The sequence below is a fragment of the Oceanicoccus sagamiensis genome (assembly GCF_002117105.1).
GTDB classification, from domain to species: Bacteria; Pseudomonadota; Gammaproteobacteria; order Pseudomonadales; family Dasaniaceae; genus Oceanicoccus; species Oceanicoccus sagamiensis.
Window position 1 is genome coordinate 62,460 of record NZ_CP019343.1, and the last position, 15,955, is coordinate 78,414.

Sequence of the window (15,955 nt, forward strand, 5' to 3'; positions counted from 1 at the left end):
GCTAAAAAGAATAGCGCAACCCAAGCTCCATACCTTCATTGCGATCATTATCTCGGGAGAGCTCAATATTGGCCCCTAGATGTTCGCTAAGCTTGAACAGCATGCCAAGGGCTAATCCCAGGGTTTCATCGCCCTTTTCATAGACTGCTGAGGCCTCGCCGTGGAACACAAAGCGCTGGCCCAGCTCGGCATGGAAACCGATTTCTCCACCTTTGGCCAAGCTGTGGTCTTGGTTGCCGTCCTCTTCTTCATCTTCATGCTCAACAATTGCGGCGGCATGGATCACAATGGGGTCATGGGGGTTTAGCCTATAAGCCAGCGCCAGAGCATGGCCGCTAACATCGACGCCCTTGTCCTCAAGGTCTTCAATCTCACCGCGAATAAAAATATGTTCGCCAATATCATAGCGGGCCAAAATACCTAAGCCACTGGGCCTGGCATCTTCAGCATCGGGCCGCTCTTCAACATAGCTAAGTTGGATAAAATTATGGGTTTCGCCCAGGGCGAATGATGACGCAGCCAAACAAGCCAGCGCCCACAAAACGTTTGCGTACTTCATGGATATACCTGTGTGTTAGTTAAAAGAAATTAGATAACTAACAAGGCAATAGGAGGGCGCAGCAGATTACTGGTGATAGTGGAACGGTATTGCTGATAATAAAACAACTGCACCGAGCGATAGCCTTGCAGCGGATAGGAGGTAATATCCGAGGTGGTACCCAAATGTGAGCAAAGGCAGTGGCAGTTGTCGTTACAGCTCTGATCAGAGTGATCTTGCGCAGCTAATTGATGTTCGTGATCCGCCGCATGTTCGCTGTGTTGATGGTCAGCTTCGCTAAGCTCAAACAAAGGCAGGCCGGCATCAACAGCAACGGTCTGTAGCAATAGCAAAGCCAATAACACTCTGGCGATCAATGACTGGGATAAGTTCACGGTAGTAACTGTCTTATTGTATGTAGTAATAGCGCAAGGCTAAAGTAAATGCTTAATGAAAGGAAGTAAGAAAATACCAATTTCTTATTCTGCCAGTTGATAGCCATCGGATAAGGTTTGCATAAACGCCACAATGGCCTGCATTTCAGCGTCGGTCATATTTAAATCACCCAGTTCCTCTGTGTTCAGGTTGTCTTGTAGTTCGGGTTTACCCCATTTCTCTTTGATATCCCGGGAGTTATAGAAATCGACCACCTCTTCCAGAGTATTGAAAATACCGTTATGCATATAGGGCGCGGTATTGGCGATATTACGCAGCGTAGAAACTTTAAATTTTCCTTTTTCATCAGGGCCATTATTAATTAACGGGTTTTCCGCCAGACCATAGTCAATATAGTCAGCCCCCTGCGGATTATGCTCAGCACCCATGGTGTAAAACGGTAATTGGTCGGGGCGGGCCAAACCCAGGTTGTCATAGGTATAATCCGTAAATAGAGGCAAGGCGCCATTGTCCTGAAGGCTATTGGGGTGGCAGGCAGCACAGTTGCCTTTGTCTTCTGCTTCAAATAATTGCAGGCCTTTTTTCTCCAAGGCCGTTAAATCTACTTTGCCCTGCAAATAATAATCATATTTAGAACTAAAGGTGGCGAACTCCGGGCCGTTTTCATAGGCCACTAGCGCATCGGTAACCGCCTTTAAGGCCTTGTTATTATCAGACCAGATAGCCTGACCATAGAGCTGCTCCAGTGCTGGGGCATAAGCGGCCTGTTTAACTTTGGCAATTAAGCTTGCTACGTCGGGGTTAGCCATTTCCAGAGGGTTTATAAATGGCCCCTGCGCTTGGTCTTGTAAGGTATTGGCGCGGCCATCGAGAAAAAAACCGCCGACCCAATGTTGTTCATCTTGATCCCAATAAATAGAGGGCGTAAAGCTTACATAGCTAATGGAGGGCGCATTACGGTTGCCAAACAATTCAGGATTGGCCCCCGGGCTAACCATTTTACCCGGGTCGGCATAGAAGTTATCGGCTTGGTGACAGGAGTTACAAGACTGGCCCGCGGGCTCTGACAAATTGCTATCGTTAAAAATCAGTTTACCGGTGGCGATCTTTAGGCTCTGCTTCGCCTCCGAGGCCTCAGCTTGTGAGCTGGTGCCTTGTGGCTCTACCGCACCACAGCCCATCAGCAGTGCGAGGACGGTGAAGATAACAACAATGTTACGGCTGACCATCGATAAATACTCTGATTGCTTAAAGCGTCAAATAATACAGTAGCTACAGGGAGAAGTCCGCCCCGGCTTATTGGCAGGCGCTGTTTAATGATAGGGGGCTATTTAATGAAAGATACTGTTATTGATAGGGGCGGTTATTGATAGGGGCGGTTATTGATAGACACGTTTATTGATAGACCCTGTTTATTAACAAGCACGGTCTCTAGATTTTATCCAAATCCAGCTTGGTACTAAACATCAGGCCGCGGCTACCGTCTTGCAGGTCGTCACCATAGCCCAGTGATAAATCCAAATCCGGCTTGGGTGACCAGGTAATTTTACCGCCCCCAAAAATATCCTGATTGCCATCAGTGGACTTATTCACCTGATTTAGATTTAGGGAGAAGGAGTATTTTTCGCTGGGGGACCATAAAAAACCGGCGCCAAAGTGTTTTTCATTTTCCGTTTGGTTAGAGCCGTTATCAAACTGGGTCAGGTTTTTTATTAAGCCCTTTAGCTCCAACGAAAGGTCCTCAATCAGCCGATAACTGGAGGTAAAATCAAACAGGCGGGTTGTTTCAACATCGAGGGCCTGATCCCGAAACATATCGGAGTCGGAGTATTTGCCCTGCCATACCAGCCTGCCCTGATCCATCGACCCATTTAAGCCCACCGAGTAGCCTTTGGTCTCTTCCAGCAAATGAATATCAGACGGTTTTACCAAGCGGTAGTTATAGGCCATATCCATATCGAACAGATTATAAAAGGAACGGGAGAAACCTGGCGTTACGGCATAGTGGTAAGCATTACCGGCCACATCAATTAAACTGTCAGCCTGAATGTTGGCATCGACGGCCAATAAGTCATTTAGCAGCGCGCTGCGCATCGAGGCACTTAAGGCTTGGGACAGGTCGCCCTTATCATTGTCTCCAGCGTCCTCCACATGGCCTTTAAAGAGATAGTCCACATTGATATCAAACAGGGAGTTACTCATAGCCAGCCCCAAACCGGAGTTAAACTGGGCTTTGGCTAATTCGTCTTTCTCTGTGCCCACCACTTCGGTATCCAGAGATTTGGCTTGCAGGGCATACTGACCGAAGTTAAAGGTTTCATAAGCAAGCAGGGATTGGCAAGCTAAGAGCAAGCATCCGCAGAGGGCTGTCTTTGTCACTTTTTGAGTTGTCACACCATATCCAAACTTAGATCAATACGGGAATGCGGGGCCGCAACAGTAAGCAATATAACAGCAATACTAAATAAGTATTTCTGCCTACCGACCCGCTGAGTGAGACTATTTTAGTCAATCGCCCCATAATGGCCTGCGGATTTTAAAAATCACTCAGCATTAGTTTAAAAAATTATACTCAAGCCACTCGAACTGCGGAGTCTGTAACCCCGGTCAGGCCCTTAAGGCCCGCCAAAACATCTGTGCCGTTGCCTCACACATTGCCTCTCTGGCCTTATCATCAACATAAATACCGTCCAATAACAGACGGCTCATGCCGTGCAGAGTTCCCCAGGACACCTGAGCAAAGCGCAATGGGTCAAGGTCTGCTGTCACCGCAGGCTGGCCCTGCCAGGCACTAAAGCCATCGAGGTAGCTGCGGAAGGCGCCATAGGCCTCTTCCTTTAGCGTCTCGGTCAGGCCTTCGGTTTTCCATAAATGGCTACCAAACATCAAGTCGTAGTATTCGCTATGGCCGATGGCAAAATCGACATAATCTTTAACCAACTGCCTGATCCGCTGCTGGTCAATACTAAAACTGCCCGCAAGCTCTGGCGGGTGTATCGCCAGCCGGAATTGCCGAAAGCCCTCTTCGGCGATAGCGCAGAGTAATTCCCGCTTATCTTTAAAGTGGTGATAGGGGGCGGTGCGGGACACTCCAACACGATCCGCCAATTTACGCATGGAAAGGCCCGCTTCTCCCTGCTCTCGGAGCAAGATAGCCGCTTCATCCAACAGCGTCTTGCGCAGATTGCCGTGGTGATAGTTCTTTTTACTGGAGGGTGATTTTTCGCTCATGGCCATCAATCTAGCAATGAAACTTGACACTGTCAAAATTAGATCGTATCTTCACCACTCCAAACTTGACAACGTCTAGATGAGGCCGCCCCATGAGCAACTACCCCAATATGCTAAAACCCCTGGATTTGGGATTTACCCAGCTAGCCAATCGTGTGCTGATGGGCTCCATGCATACCGGTCTGGAAGAGGCCCCCGATGGCCATAAGCGGATGGCAGCCTTTTTTGCCGAGCGCGCCCGGGGCGGTGTTGGCCTGATTGTGACCGGCGGCTTTGGCCCCAATAAAAGAGCAGCCACCCATGAGCATACCAAGATGCTATGGAGTGACGAAGACTGCGCTGACCACCGTTTGATTACTGAGGCGGTACATGCCGAGGGCGGTAAAATTTGCATGCAGATTTTGCATACCGGCCGCTATGCCTTTAATGAAAATCCGATTGCCCCCTCTGCCATTCAGGCACCGATTAATCCCTTTAAACCCAAAGCTGCAACAGCGGAAGAAGTTGAAGAACAAATCGAAGATTTTGTTCGCACCTCTATTCTCGCGCAAAAGTCAGGTTATGACGGCGTGGAAATTATGGGCTCTGAAGGCTACTTCCTGAATCAGTTTTTAGCCCAGCGCACCAACCAGCGTGACGACCAATGGGGTGGCAGTTATGAAAACCGTATGCGCCTGCCGGTAGAAGTCGTTCGCCGTGTGCGCGAAGCGACGGGTGAGAATTTTATTATTATCTACCGTCTGTCGATGCTGGATTTGGTCGAAGGTGGTAGCAGCTTTGATGAGATTGTGACTCTGGGTAAAGCCATTGAAGAAGCAGGTGCCACGATTATTAATACCGGTATTGGCTGGCATGAAGCGCGTATTCCCACTATTGCTACCAAAGTACCGCGCGCGGCTTTTACCTGGGTGACCGCAAAGTTTAAAGAAGTGCTTAACGTCCCCCTGATTACCTCCAACCGCATCAATACCCCGGAGATAGCCGAGCAAGTATTAGCACGAGGTGATGCGGATATGGTGTCTCTGGCCCGCCCTTTTCTCGCGGACCCGGAGTTTGTTAATAAAGCGGCGGCGGGGAAAAGTGACGAAATAAATACCTGCATTGGCTGCAACCAAGCCTGCCTTGACCATGTCTTTGTCGGCAAAATGACCAGCTGTCTGGTTAACCCAAGAGCCTGCCATGAAACCGAATTAAATTTAATTCCCACCACCGCCGTTAAGCAATTAGCTGTTGTTGGTGCCGGGCCTGCGGGCCTTGCCTTTGCCACGGCAGCAGCCAGTCGCGGCCATGAGGTAACGCTATTTGATGCGGCGGATGAAATTGGCGGGCAGTTTAATATTGCCAAGCAAATTCCCGGTAAAGAAGAGTTTTATGAAACCCTGCGCTACTTTGCTCGGCAGATAGAATTAACCGGCGTTACACTCAAACTCAATACCCGAGTCAATGCCGAACAATTACGTGATAGTAACTTTGATGAAGTCATTATTGCCACGGGCATTCAAGCAAGAACCCCGGAGATTGAAGGTGTCGATCACCCCATGGTACTGAGCTATCTGGATGTTTTAAAAGACAAGGCCAATGTCGGTGAAAAGGTAGCCATTATCGGTGCCGGTGGTATTGGTTTTGATGTGGCGGAATATCTGGGCCACGAAGGTGAGTCCACCAGCCAAAATATTCCAGCCTTTATGCAGGAATGGGGGGTGGATATGACTCTTGCTGCCCGTGGCGGTGTTGAAGGTATTGATGCACAGCCTACCCCACCCAAGCGCAAACTCACTCTGCTGCAACGTAAAAACAGCAAAGTCGGTGGTGGCCTTGGTAAAACGACCGGCTGGATTCACCGCACCGGCCTGATCAACCGCGGCGTTGATATGGTCCCCGGTTGTGAGTATCAAAAAATTGATGATCAGGGTTTGCATGTAAAAATCGGTGACCAGGAAAAATTATTTGCGGTAGACAATATTATTATCTGCGCGGGGCAGGACCCACTGCGGGAACTGGCCGACAGTATTGATAATAAGCCTGTCCACCTGATTGGCGGTGCTGATATCGCTGCCGAACTGGATGCCAAGCGCGCTATCGATCAAGGTATGCGACTGGCAGCTGAACTTTAAACGAGGAATATTTCGATGAGTGACAACAATTTGCAACGCTGGCATAAAGTGGTATTTGAGCAGGATATGGTGTTGCTGCAAGAGCTATTAGACGACAATGTGGAGTTCCACTCCCCTACTGTTTGGAAACCCAAGCTGGGCCGAGATGTCACCGCTTTTATCCTTAGCAATGTGATCGATCTGTTTGAAGATTTTCAATACCACCGGGAATGGACCGATGGCAATGAGATGGCGCTTGAGTTTTCCGCTGCTGTACGCGGTAAAAATGTCAAAGGCGTTGACCTGATCCGCTGGAACGATGAAGGCAAAATTATTCACTTTGAAGTGCTGGTGCGCCCCTTAAATGGTTTGCAGGCACTGTTTGAAGAAATGAGTGACCGTGTGGTTGCGGCAGGCTTTGCTTAGGACATAAAACAGCCGGCCGCACCGGCTGTACTTACGCCGTTTGATTAAACAGTCTGACCGTGGCTTGCCCGCTACCAGACTCTACGTCAGGCACCAAACCACCAATACCCAGCCAACGGTGGGCATACTCCTCATTGATAAAATTTCTCGCCTTGATGCCGTAGTCTGACAGTAGTTGAACAACAAAGTCATTAGGCCCATAAAGATAAGGCACCAAATAGGCGATGGGGGCGCCCGGAGAGTGCTTTAACATATCCCGGCTAAAGTCGCCTTCTTTCGACGGCGTATCGTTGGCCAGCCCACAGCGTCGCATATCCACAATATAAGGCTTATTAAGCCCCTCATACTGATTATTTATCGCAATCGCATCTCTAAAGGCTGAACGTCGTTCATCCAGAGAAATATTTCCGGTATAAGCAATACGAATAAATTTCTCTTGCTCTCTAACAATATACATAAATTAATACCTCCTATAGGGAATTTTCATTGTCTGTAAATTGGACTCCACCATCGCTGAGCTATTGATCAGATAGACATGACCTTCTTCAAAATGACGAATGCAATTCAAATAAATACCGGCACTTAAAGGGCTGACATTTTTTACCGCATTAAAATCCAGGATAACTTTTTCCGTGGGTTCTATCGCTTCATAGCGCCGCCTGAATGCCAGTATATTGCTGATATCCAAATGATGTGGATAGATAACTTTTTTCATCATCACCTCCTGCTAGTTAATGTCTTTAAATCCCTGCTATTATGTCTAATAAGAAAAAATAGACACTGGTGAAACAAGACACCTTGGCGGCATTAATGGACAAAAACTCAACCTCTGCCATCATCGCAATTCTTATTATGAAAGCGGTAGAATCACTGGGCTTTACCCCTCCCAGTGTGGCGACGTCCAAAGACAAAGCCTGGACACTGGATACGCTAACAACGGCCTATAGCCAGGACGAAAGCCTGCGCATAGATAACCATGCTATCGATAAACTACTGATCGAGTCCCGCCTGCTATGTAATACCGGGGTATTGGGGTTTATTGCCATGGAAGGCCTGCAACCAGCAATGCTTAAGTCTTTGGGTTCTCATGGCTGGCTAGCGAAACGCTAAAGGATGGCATTGAGCGGCTGGCTCATTTCAGTGCTTTAATCACAGACCGCCTCTCCTTCGAAACGGTATTAGATCAAAACGTTTTCAGTGTGATTATTCGTGGGCATAGCCCTGCCCCCACCAATGAGTCTATTCAGATTGCTACGGCTATTATTCTAAAAATGTGCAAGCTGACCGCCAATAAAGAAATAGCGCCCATTAAAGCTCATACTATTAATGACTCGTTTCCAAGCAAGGATCTCAGCTTTATCAAAAAGCTGGTCAACTGTGAGATCGCATTTAATGCTGACTGCTATCAAATTGATTTTAATAACGAGGAATTAGTTAAGCCATTACTCTCCCACTGCCCTGAAATGACTAACGAGCTTGATAAGACGATGATCAAACAGCTCAACAGTTATCACTCAACCCCTTATAGCAGCAAGGCAATCAAAATTATTTTAAGTATTATCGGTTCAGGTACGGTCAGACAACAGCAGGTGGCTAACGCTATGCTGATGACACCCAAGAAGCTGCAAAGAAAACTGGCTAAAGAGCAGACTAATTTTTCCTCGTTGCTACAACAGGCACGAGAAAAGCTGGCTAAAACCTATCTACAGGATCACCAGTATTCGGTTAAAAAAACAGGTTTTTTACTGGGCTATATGGATGAAACATCCTTTACCAAGGCCTTTAAAGGTTGGACAGGCGAAACACCTACGGATTTTTTACACCATGCGACAGAGCTTTAATAAGAGCGCTAAAAGCTAAGCTGGTAATTAAGCATTAATCTAATATCTTCAAGGTCGCGCGCATCATTACCCCGGCAACTGTGCTGCTGCTCTACCCAGGCTTTACGCACCCGAAAGGATAAACCGCGCAAATACTCTGGCGCAGGTTTGTATTGAATAGTGATATCGGTTTCCTGCTGGTCTGGAGAAGCCTGACTGCCACAATCCGGGGTATCTCCATCCACATATTTAATATTCGCTTCAATATCTGGCGCACCCATCGCTTTAAGGTACCAGGTCATTGCAATTAAACCGGCATGTTCACCTGGCCTTGAAAAATCCTTAACCATAACGGAGGTATAACCGGGAACACTGCCCCAAGGGCTGCGCAACAGTTCTGTTTCTGAGTAATAAGTATAGGCCGCGGACACGCTATAAGCGGGTGACTTCCAGGTGACCTTAGTACCAAAGTGATCAACAGAAAAGTCGCCACCGAGCTTTTTACCTTTAGCTTGTTGATGGGTATATTGACCACCCCATTGAATAGAACGGCTATCACCTAAGGCATACTGTTTGCTAACTTCCAGGTAGGTATTATCAAAAAATTCTGGCGCATCAAAATAATATAAGCCCGCAAACGATCCGTTCTGACCTGTATAAATAGAGCCTATGCCTTTCACATTTTTATCACCGTCTACGTTGGCATCTTCATACAGTGAGATAAATTCGCTATCGTTCTTGGGTTTTATTTTTGAGACAACACCGCTTACCACCGTCCACGCGGGCGTGATATTGAATGTTACAGAGGCCCCCTCAAAGGTTTGCGGAATCATACGCGTATCTGACTTATTAATATAAGGCATATTGATTTCGTAGCGGCCAAGCTGCAAGGCGGTAGACCCTAGAATCAAACTGGCATATAACTCTGACAAGCCACTGAAGCTGTTGTGGCCACGCTCAAGCAAGCCAGTATCTAACTTATCGTCATCTGCATAAATTTTCTGCGAGGTATAAGCCGTGCCCCCCAGTTTTATTCTATCGTCCCAGTAGTCGGTAACCACACTAAACCAGCCTCCCCCAGCCCAGTCCTGTGAGTCGGGAGCCAAATCTCTGTCTCGCTCAAAATAATAGCTGCGCAAGTGGAGCTTATTATGGCGCTCCTCGGCAAAGGGCAGTTTATATTGAAAAAAAGCAGCGCTAATGGGGGACTGCTCTGATTCAAATTCAAGATACTCAGGCCCGGTATTGGCCAGCACCTGAGGCGCCTGAATCACAATAAGCAAGCTGAGTAGTTTGGCGCGGAGACTGTTAGCGTTCAAGGTCATCATCAATGGGTCGAGTTGAATAACGAACTCCCGTCGCGGTCAGAACAGTAAAATAATACTGCCAGCTATGGTTAATAACACATTGGAAAAGGCATAGGCGCCGGTATAACCCAGAGAAGGAACTGAGCTATCCGCCGCTTTAGTCACCACGCTAAGAGAGGCGCCGCTGGTCATTGAACCGGTGATGCCGCCCAGTAATAGCACCGGGTTGATGCCCAAAACGACACGGCCAAAAAAGTAACCCACAAACACTGGAATACAGGTCACTGTAATACCCGCCAACAGCAAGCTGGGGCCGGCATTTTGTAAGGTATCTACAATGCCTCCGCCAGCACGCAGCCCTACACCGGCCATAAAAATCAACAAACCAAATTCCATTAATATCCAACGCGCCGCTTCTGGCATACGACCAAAAGTGGGATAGATATTACGCAAATAGCCAATCATTAACCCAGAAGCCAACAAGCCCCGGCTGAGCCCAAACCGATCGATAGCTGCCCTACCGTGATACCTAACATGCCAATCATTACACCAAAGGCAATACCAAAGGCAAAAGTGACCATATCAGTTTCTGCAATGTCACGCTCAACATGACCGACATCAACGCCTAATACATTGACGTAATCCTGTCCGCCCATAACGGTTAGTACATCACCACGATTGACTACCGTGTCCTGGTTACAGGGTACAACGGTGCCCATACGAGTAATTCCCATCAGCAATACGCCATAGTATTGAGGCAGGTCTAACTCGGCCAGTGTTTTGCCAATAGCCATTTTTTTGGTGACCACCACTTTCGCGCTGCCGGTATTAAATTGATCAAAGTCTTGTTTAGGGTCAATTTCTTCACCTACATCGGCTAAGGCGTGGGTGTAATACTCAATGGGGGCAAGGACTAGCAGCTCATCATTCAGTTTTAGTTTGCCGGAGGCTATATCAATATCACCATCGTCGTCGGCGTCTATGGGCAAAATATTACCGTCACGCCTGACTCTAACGACAGAAGTTTTATCCCAGTATTTTTCTTTTAGTTCTTTGATAGATAGCTGCGTTAAAGCCTCATTGGTTAAACGATAAACTCGTGAGGATACAGTGCCCATTTGGGAAGAGTTGGAACTGGCATCCGCCGACTCCAGTTTTTTGGCTTCGGCTTTTAAATCAATACCCAAAATATTGGGCAGCAATTTAATAATGGCAATTAAACCGGCCAAGCCAAAAATATAAGTAATCGCATAACCGGTGGCAACGTTATCCATCATCGCGTCTGTGCTAATCCCATCAGGGGCTGCGACTTGACCGCTACGCAGGGCTTCCTGCGCCGCAGCCAGTGTCGGCGAACTGGTTAAACCACCGGCTAACAGGCCCGCAGAGGTGCCCGGAGCAAAGTCCATCACCTTGGTTAAGGCCACAGCCACACCAAAACCGGTTGATGCAACAACCAGCGCCAGTAAAAAATACCTTAAGCCATCGGTGCGCAGCACATCAAAAAAGCGGGGGCCCGCTTGATAACCAACAGAAAATATAAATAAGGCAAAGCCTACCGATTGAGCACCGGGGTCCATTTTAAAATCGAAATTTCCCAAAAAAATACCGGCAAATAAAACACCGGCTACTGGTCCTAAGGAAAAGGTGCCTATACGGATTGCACCGATAAGATAACCAATACCTATAATTAAAAATAACGCCAATACCGGCTGCTCATGCAGCACGGAGATAACATCTAAAAACGAACTGGATTCAGTCATAATATTCTCAAGTTAGGCATTCTCCCTTACTCGGGGGATTTTACCCGGTAAAGCGTTGCATAAAATGTCGGCACCAATACCATGGTTAACACCGTGCCAAATAACAGACCAAACATCATGGTCAAAGCCATAGATATCCAGAAGGCATCCTGAATCAGCGGGATAACACCAAGAATAGTTGTTGCTGCGCCTAATACTACAGGCCGTAAACGAGACACACCGGCATTAATCATGCTGTCATAATCTGACATACCCGCCGCTTTGTTAACGTCAATTTCATCCAGCAGGACAATGGAGTTTTTAATCATTAATCCCACCAGGCTCATCGCACCTAACAGCGCCATAAAACCAAACGCTGTTTGGGTCGGCGCCAGAATACCGGTAATACCAATCAAGGCAAAGGGCACGGTAAGCAACATAATCAATGGCGGTCGAATAGCATTAAACAATGCCACGATAATTAAGATCATCACAATGGTGCCCGGCACCATGCCCGGTAGCAACGACAGCTGCGCTCTTAAGGTGCTGTCATACTCTCCATCCCAAAAGAGTTCATAGCCGGGCGGTAAATCCATGGCTTCAAACTTTTCTTTTACCAGTGAGCGCATCGCGGGGTAAGTCATACCATCTGGAGCTGCCTGCACAGCGACTTGCCGACGTCGATTAAAGCGCGTGATAATCGGGTCTTCCCATTCCAGATAAATATCATCGGTTAGCTGGCCCAAGGGCGTGCTCTTTAAGCTCAAGGCGGTTTGCACTTGCAAGGTATCTAAATTGGCGGCCGCTTGTTGTCGCTCATCGTCATTATTGCGAGCGATAATCGGCAGTACGCTATCACCCTCGCGGAACAGCCCCACAGGGGCACCGTCAAAAGCACGGCTGGTTGCCAGGCCAATATCTGAACGGGTAGCCGCTGACCAGCGGCCACGTTCCTGACTATAATCCGCCACCACTTTTTGTACTCGCTCACGCATATCCATACGGATATGTTTAGCGGTACCGGATTCTTCCAGAATGGCCATACCCTCTTCACCCAAGCGTCGCAACACGCCAAGGTCAGCTTCAGCCGGTCCGCTGATGCGTAATTCAAAGGGCCAGGTATCACCGGGGCCTACCGTATATTTACGCACCCTGATCATAGCGTTAGGGAAATCATCTTTAATCGTCGCGCGTAATTCGTTAACTAAGGGGTCTACCTCAGCAAAGGACGGAGTATTCACCACCAGCTGCCCAAATTCAGCCCAGGGGAACTCGGGATCAACAGGCAGGTAAAAACGTGGGCCACCCGCACCGACAAACGTCCCAACATCTTTTACTCTGGGGTCATTGATTAGCCGTTGCTCAATAATTTTTAGATCGTTGGATACATCTTGCACCGGTGTTCCCATCGGCGCCCAGTAATCCACCATAAACTGTGAACGGGTTGAGTCAGGGAAAAACTGCTGCGGTACAAATTTGGCAAAACCTGCCACGGCAACCACCAATAGCACCACCATTAGGCCGATGGTCATATAGCGATTGCGTATCGCCCCTTCCAAAATGGCGCGATAGCGACGGAAAAAGCTGGTGTCATAAGGATCAGTATCAGCGCCAGAATCTTCAGGCGGCCTTAACATCAACATACAGTTCAATGGCGTCATCGTCATCGACAAAAACCAACTTAACAATAATGAAATACCCACCACTACAAACAGTGATGCGCCGTACTCGCCCGCATCGGCTTCAGCAGCAAACACCGGGTAAAAGGCCATAATGGCGACCACGGTTGCGCCCAGTAATGCAATGCTGGGCCCAGCGGCACTATCAATCGCCGCGTCTCTGGGTTTCATCCCTTTGGCCAGCCGCACCGAGTAGTTATCAGCCACTACTATGGCGTTATCAACCATCATCCCTAACGCCACTACTAAGGCACCTAAAGACACTCGTTGAAGATCAATATTCATTAGCTTCATCACTACGAAAGTGCCCAGGATAGTCACTATCAAAGCCCAGCCGATGACCACCCCCATACGCCAACCCATAGCCACGGTTAACACTACGAGTACAATCAAGACCGCTTCTACCAAATTAATAACAAAGCCATCGATGGATTCTTTAACTAAATCGGACTGCCAGGTAAATTTCTCAACATTGATACCTGCGGGTAGTTCGGCGAGAATTTCTTCCAGACGCTTATCCAATGCGGCACCGGTTTCCAATAGGTTACCGCCGGTGACATTGGCTAGTTGAATAGCCAGCGCAGGTTCACCCTGATAGCGCATTTGTGTGATCGCGGGTTCCAAATAACCACGACGTACGGTAGCTACATCCCGCAAACGAATTAACTCACCGGCTTGAAACGCTGAATCACTACCTGAGCCAGCTGTACCCAGTGGCATAGAATCAACAATCGCTTTACCTTTGCTACTAAGCTGACTGGTTATATTGGCTAACAGGTCACCTGAGCTGCGACGAATAACCAAATTGCCAATATCCTCTGGCGATTGAAATTGACCTTTGGTCTCAACCCGATAGCGCTTACCAGGCACTTCGACATAGCCACTGCTCACCACCATATTTTGCAGCGCGAGTGTGGCCAGTACATCTTCTTGGGTGACTTTTAAGGCGGCCAACTGTGATTCGGAAATATCCAGGTAGATAACTTTTGGCTGTACGCCCCAAAGATCGACACGGGAAACACCCTGAACCAAATTAAGCTCTTTCTTAATAATTTTTACGTAATCTTCCAGCTCTGAATAGGTGTAACCATCTCCGGTCACAGCCAATACAAAACCAAATACAAAACTAAAATCATCAATAATTTCTGACTGCAAAACACCGGGTGGCATTTGCGGCCTGACATCGCGTATTTTTTTACGCATCTCATCCCAGACTTGTGGCAGCACATCGGCAGAGTATTTTTGTTTCATATCCACTTTGATAATGGATAGACCAGCGCGAGACATCGAATAAGAGGTATCTAACTGGGGCATTTCCTGAATGGCCCGTTCAATACGGTCAGTGACTTCCAGCTCAACCTCTTCCGGTGAAGCACCGGGATATTGAGTGATAATAACACCAATTTTTACGGTGAAATCAGGGTCTTCAAGGCGACCCAGGCTGTTGTAACTCAGTACCCCGCCAACCACAAACAGGAAGACCAGAAACTGAGTGAGAATACTTTTTTCAATAGCAAAGCGCGTTAAATTCATAGAGCTGCACCTTTGCCCGAGTAGTCTGCAATACGAACTTGCTGCCCTTCCCTGACTGAATTAACACCTCGCACGGCGATCCATTCGCCTACACTAATACCGGAACGAATTAACACGCCGGTTTTACCAAACTGCCCAACTTCTACCTCACGCTTACTTAACACCTTGGTCTCTGGGTCAATAATCCAGACATAGGACTTGGAGGTATCTTCACCTGCAAAGATCGCCGTGGCGGGAATTTCTATACCACTGCGCTGAGCGCTATCGGGGAGCCGACCACTGACTACGGCGGTTCCTGCCATACCGGGCAATATCTCCGCACCTTTGGGTTGTTGCATCACCAAGGTGACCGGATAGGTTCTGGTCGCCTGTGACGCTTCGCGGCCAACTTCTTTGATGGTGGCCGGTACTTTAAGGTCAGGCAAAGCATCAAAGGTGACTTCAACGCTGTCAGCGTAATCGCTATAGACAATCAAACTTTCCGGCACACTAATAACAAATTCAATACTGCTAGGGTCTAACAGACGCAGAATGGGTTGCTTGGCAATCACCGTTTCAAAGTTTTCTACATAAGTCGATACAATCACACCAGAGAATGGCGCTAACAGGGAAGTATATTTAAGCTGATCTTCTGCTTGCGTCACGGCATTGGTCATCGACATAACGGATGCCCGTGAAGAGTCGCGAGCAGCTTTAGCAAGATCTAACGCCGTTTCACTCGTCGCTCCAGGATCTTCAGCATAGACTCGATTGATACGGACATAATCCCCTTCAGCACGTTTGGCAGAAGCTTGTGCTCGATTAAGCTGACCGGTAACGGCACCTAAGGCTGAAATATAATCTTTAGGGTCTAGCTGGGCTACCAACTGCCCCTGCTCAACCTGATCACCCACCGCAATAGGAAAGTCGATTAACGAGCCCGTCACACGAAAAGACAGGTTCACTTCCTTGCCAGCTCTGGCGCGCCCCGGGAAAGGTGTTGTTGTTAACTCACCCACATCAGAAATTTTCATCGCTGGCAGCACGCTCAGCGGTTTGGTTTTTGGTGGCTCAGAACAGGCCGTAAAAAACAATGAGCCGATGATTAAAACTGGCGCTATCAAACCACTACGCTTACTGATTATTGTCGTTAGTAAAGGCTTCATGCTGTTTTCCTGATAATGTAAAAATCAATGGTTAGTGGAGTATGT

16 protein-coding genes are annotated in these 15,955 nt (G+C 47.9%); 4 read left to right on the top strand and 12 right to left on the bottom strand.

The window, feature by feature from the left end; translation table 11 throughout:
- Window position 1: 1 nt before the first annotated feature.
- The 5 genes from BST96_RS00260 to BST96_RS00280 form a co-directional block, all read right to left on the bottom strand.
- Window positions 2–559, bottom strand: coding sequence for a hypothetical protein (locus BST96_RS00260; protein WP_085756768.1), 558 nt, complete (start codon window positions 557–559; stop codon window positions 2–4).
- A gap of 29 nt (window positions 560–588) precedes the next feature.
- Complete coding sequence (locus BST96_RS00265; protein WP_085756769.1) at window positions 589–933, bottom strand: hypothetical protein; 345 nt, start codon at window positions 931–933, stop codon at window positions 589–591.
- An 84-nt stretch (window positions 934–1,017) separates the two neighbouring features.
- Window positions 1,018–2,163: a cytochrome-c peroxidase gene (locus BST96_RS00270; protein ID WP_206045373.1), complete on the bottom strand. Its 1,146-nt coding sequence runs from the start codon at window positions 2,161–2,163 to the stop codon at window positions 1,018–1,020.
- Between the two features lie 202 nt (window positions 2,164–2,365).
- On the bottom strand, window positions 2,366–3,328 hold the full coding sequence (locus tag BST96_RS00275; RefSeq protein WP_157117799.1) for a hypothetical protein: 963 nt from the start codon (window positions 3,326–3,328) through the stop codon (window positions 2,366–2,368).
- A gap of 213 nt (window positions 3,329–3,541) precedes the next feature.
- A complete protein-coding gene (locus tag BST96_RS00280) occupies window positions 3,542–4,165 on the bottom strand; it encodes a TetR/AcrR family transcriptional regulator (RefSeq protein WP_240554862.1) in 624 nt (207 codons plus the stop codon).
- A gap of 92 nt (window positions 4,166–4,257) precedes the next feature.
- On the opposite strand from BST96_RS00280, the gene BST96_RS00285 reads away from it, so the two are divergent.
- The gene (locus BST96_RS00285) at window positions 4,258–6,279 is read left to right on the top strand and encodes an NADPH-dependent 2,4-dienoyl-CoA reductase (RefSeq protein WP_085756772.1); all 2,022 of its coding nucleotides are present in this window, start codon (window positions 4,258–4,260) and stop codon (window positions 6,277–6,279) included.
- Between the two features lie 15 nt (window positions 6,280–6,294).
- Complete coding sequence (locus BST96_RS00290) at window positions 6,295–6,684, top strand: nuclear transport factor 2-like protein (RefSeq protein ID WP_085756773.1); 390 nt, start codon at window positions 6,295–6,297, stop codon at window positions 6,682–6,684.
- Between the two features lie 31 nt (window positions 6,685–6,715).
- Here BST96_RS00290 and BST96_RS00295 read toward each other — a convergent pair whose 3' ends face one another.
- Together BST96_RS00295 and BST96_RS00300 are read right to left on the bottom strand one after the other, a co-directional pair.
- Window positions 6,716–7,141, bottom strand: coding sequence for a hypothetical protein (locus BST96_RS00295; protein WP_085756774.1), 426 nt, complete (start codon window positions 7,139–7,141; stop codon window positions 6,716–6,718).
- A 3-nt stretch (window positions 7,142–7,144) separates the two neighbouring features.
- On the bottom strand, window positions 7,145–7,399 hold the full coding sequence (locus BST96_RS00300; protein ID WP_085756775.1) for a hypothetical protein: 255 nt from the start codon (window positions 7,397–7,399) through the stop codon (window positions 7,145–7,147).
- Window positions 7,400–7,467: 68 nt separating this feature from the next.
- Here BST96_RS00300 and BST96_RS00305 point away from each other — a divergent pair, with 68 nt between their 5' ends.
- On the top strand, window positions 7,468–7,794 hold the full coding sequence (locus BST96_RS00305; protein WP_157117800.1) for a hypothetical protein: 327 nt from the start codon (window positions 7,468–7,470) through the stop codon (window positions 7,792–7,794).
- 17 nt (window positions 7,795–7,811) lie between these two features.
- Window positions 7,812–8,525, top strand: coding sequence for a helix-turn-helix transcriptional regulator (locus tag BST96_RS00310; protein ID WP_240554959.1), 714 nt, complete (start codon window positions 7,812–7,814; stop codon window positions 8,523–8,525).
- A gap of 8 nt (window positions 8,526–8,533) precedes the next feature.
- Here the strand turns inward: BST96_RS00310 and BST96_RS00315 are convergent, their stop codons facing one another.
- Genes BST96_RS00315 through BST96_RS00335 form a run of 5 tightly spaced genes read right to left on the bottom strand, consistent with a single transcriptional unit; the run spans window position 8,534 to window position 15,910 of the window.
- Window positions 8,534–9,823, bottom strand: a complete 1,290-nt coding sequence (locus BST96_RS00315; protein WP_169713850.1) for an OprD family outer membrane porin — start codon at window positions 9,821–9,823, stop codon at window positions 8,534–8,536.
- Window positions 9,824–9,868: 45 nt separating this feature from the next.
- The gene (locus tag BST96_RS00320; RefSeq protein WP_085756779.1) at window positions 9,869–10,276 is read right to left on the bottom strand and encodes an aspartate-alanine antiporter-like transporter; all 408 of its coding nucleotides are present in this window, start codon (window positions 10,274–10,276) and stop codon (window positions 9,869–9,871) included.
- On the bottom strand, window positions 10,276–11,574 hold the full coding sequence (locus tag BST96_RS00325) for an aspartate-alanine antiporter-like transporter (protein ID WP_085756780.1): 1,299 nt from the start codon (window positions 11,572–11,574) through the stop codon (window positions 10,276–10,278). The genes BST96_RS00320 and BST96_RS00325 overlap by 1 nt, the downstream gene beginning before the upstream one ends.
- A gap of 26 nt (window positions 11,575–11,600) precedes the next feature.
- Window positions 11,601–14,765: an efflux RND transporter permease subunit gene (locus tag BST96_RS00330; protein WP_085756781.1), complete on the bottom strand. Its 3,165-nt coding sequence runs from the start codon at window positions 14,763–14,765 to the stop codon at window positions 11,601–11,603.
- A complete protein-coding gene (locus tag BST96_RS00335) occupies window positions 14,762–15,910 on the bottom strand; it encodes an efflux RND transporter periplasmic adaptor subunit (RefSeq protein WP_085756782.1) in 1,149 nt (382 codons plus the stop codon). The genes BST96_RS00330 and BST96_RS00335 overlap by 4 nt, the downstream gene beginning before the upstream one ends.
- Between the last annotated feature and the right edge of the window lie 45 nt (window positions 15,911–15,955).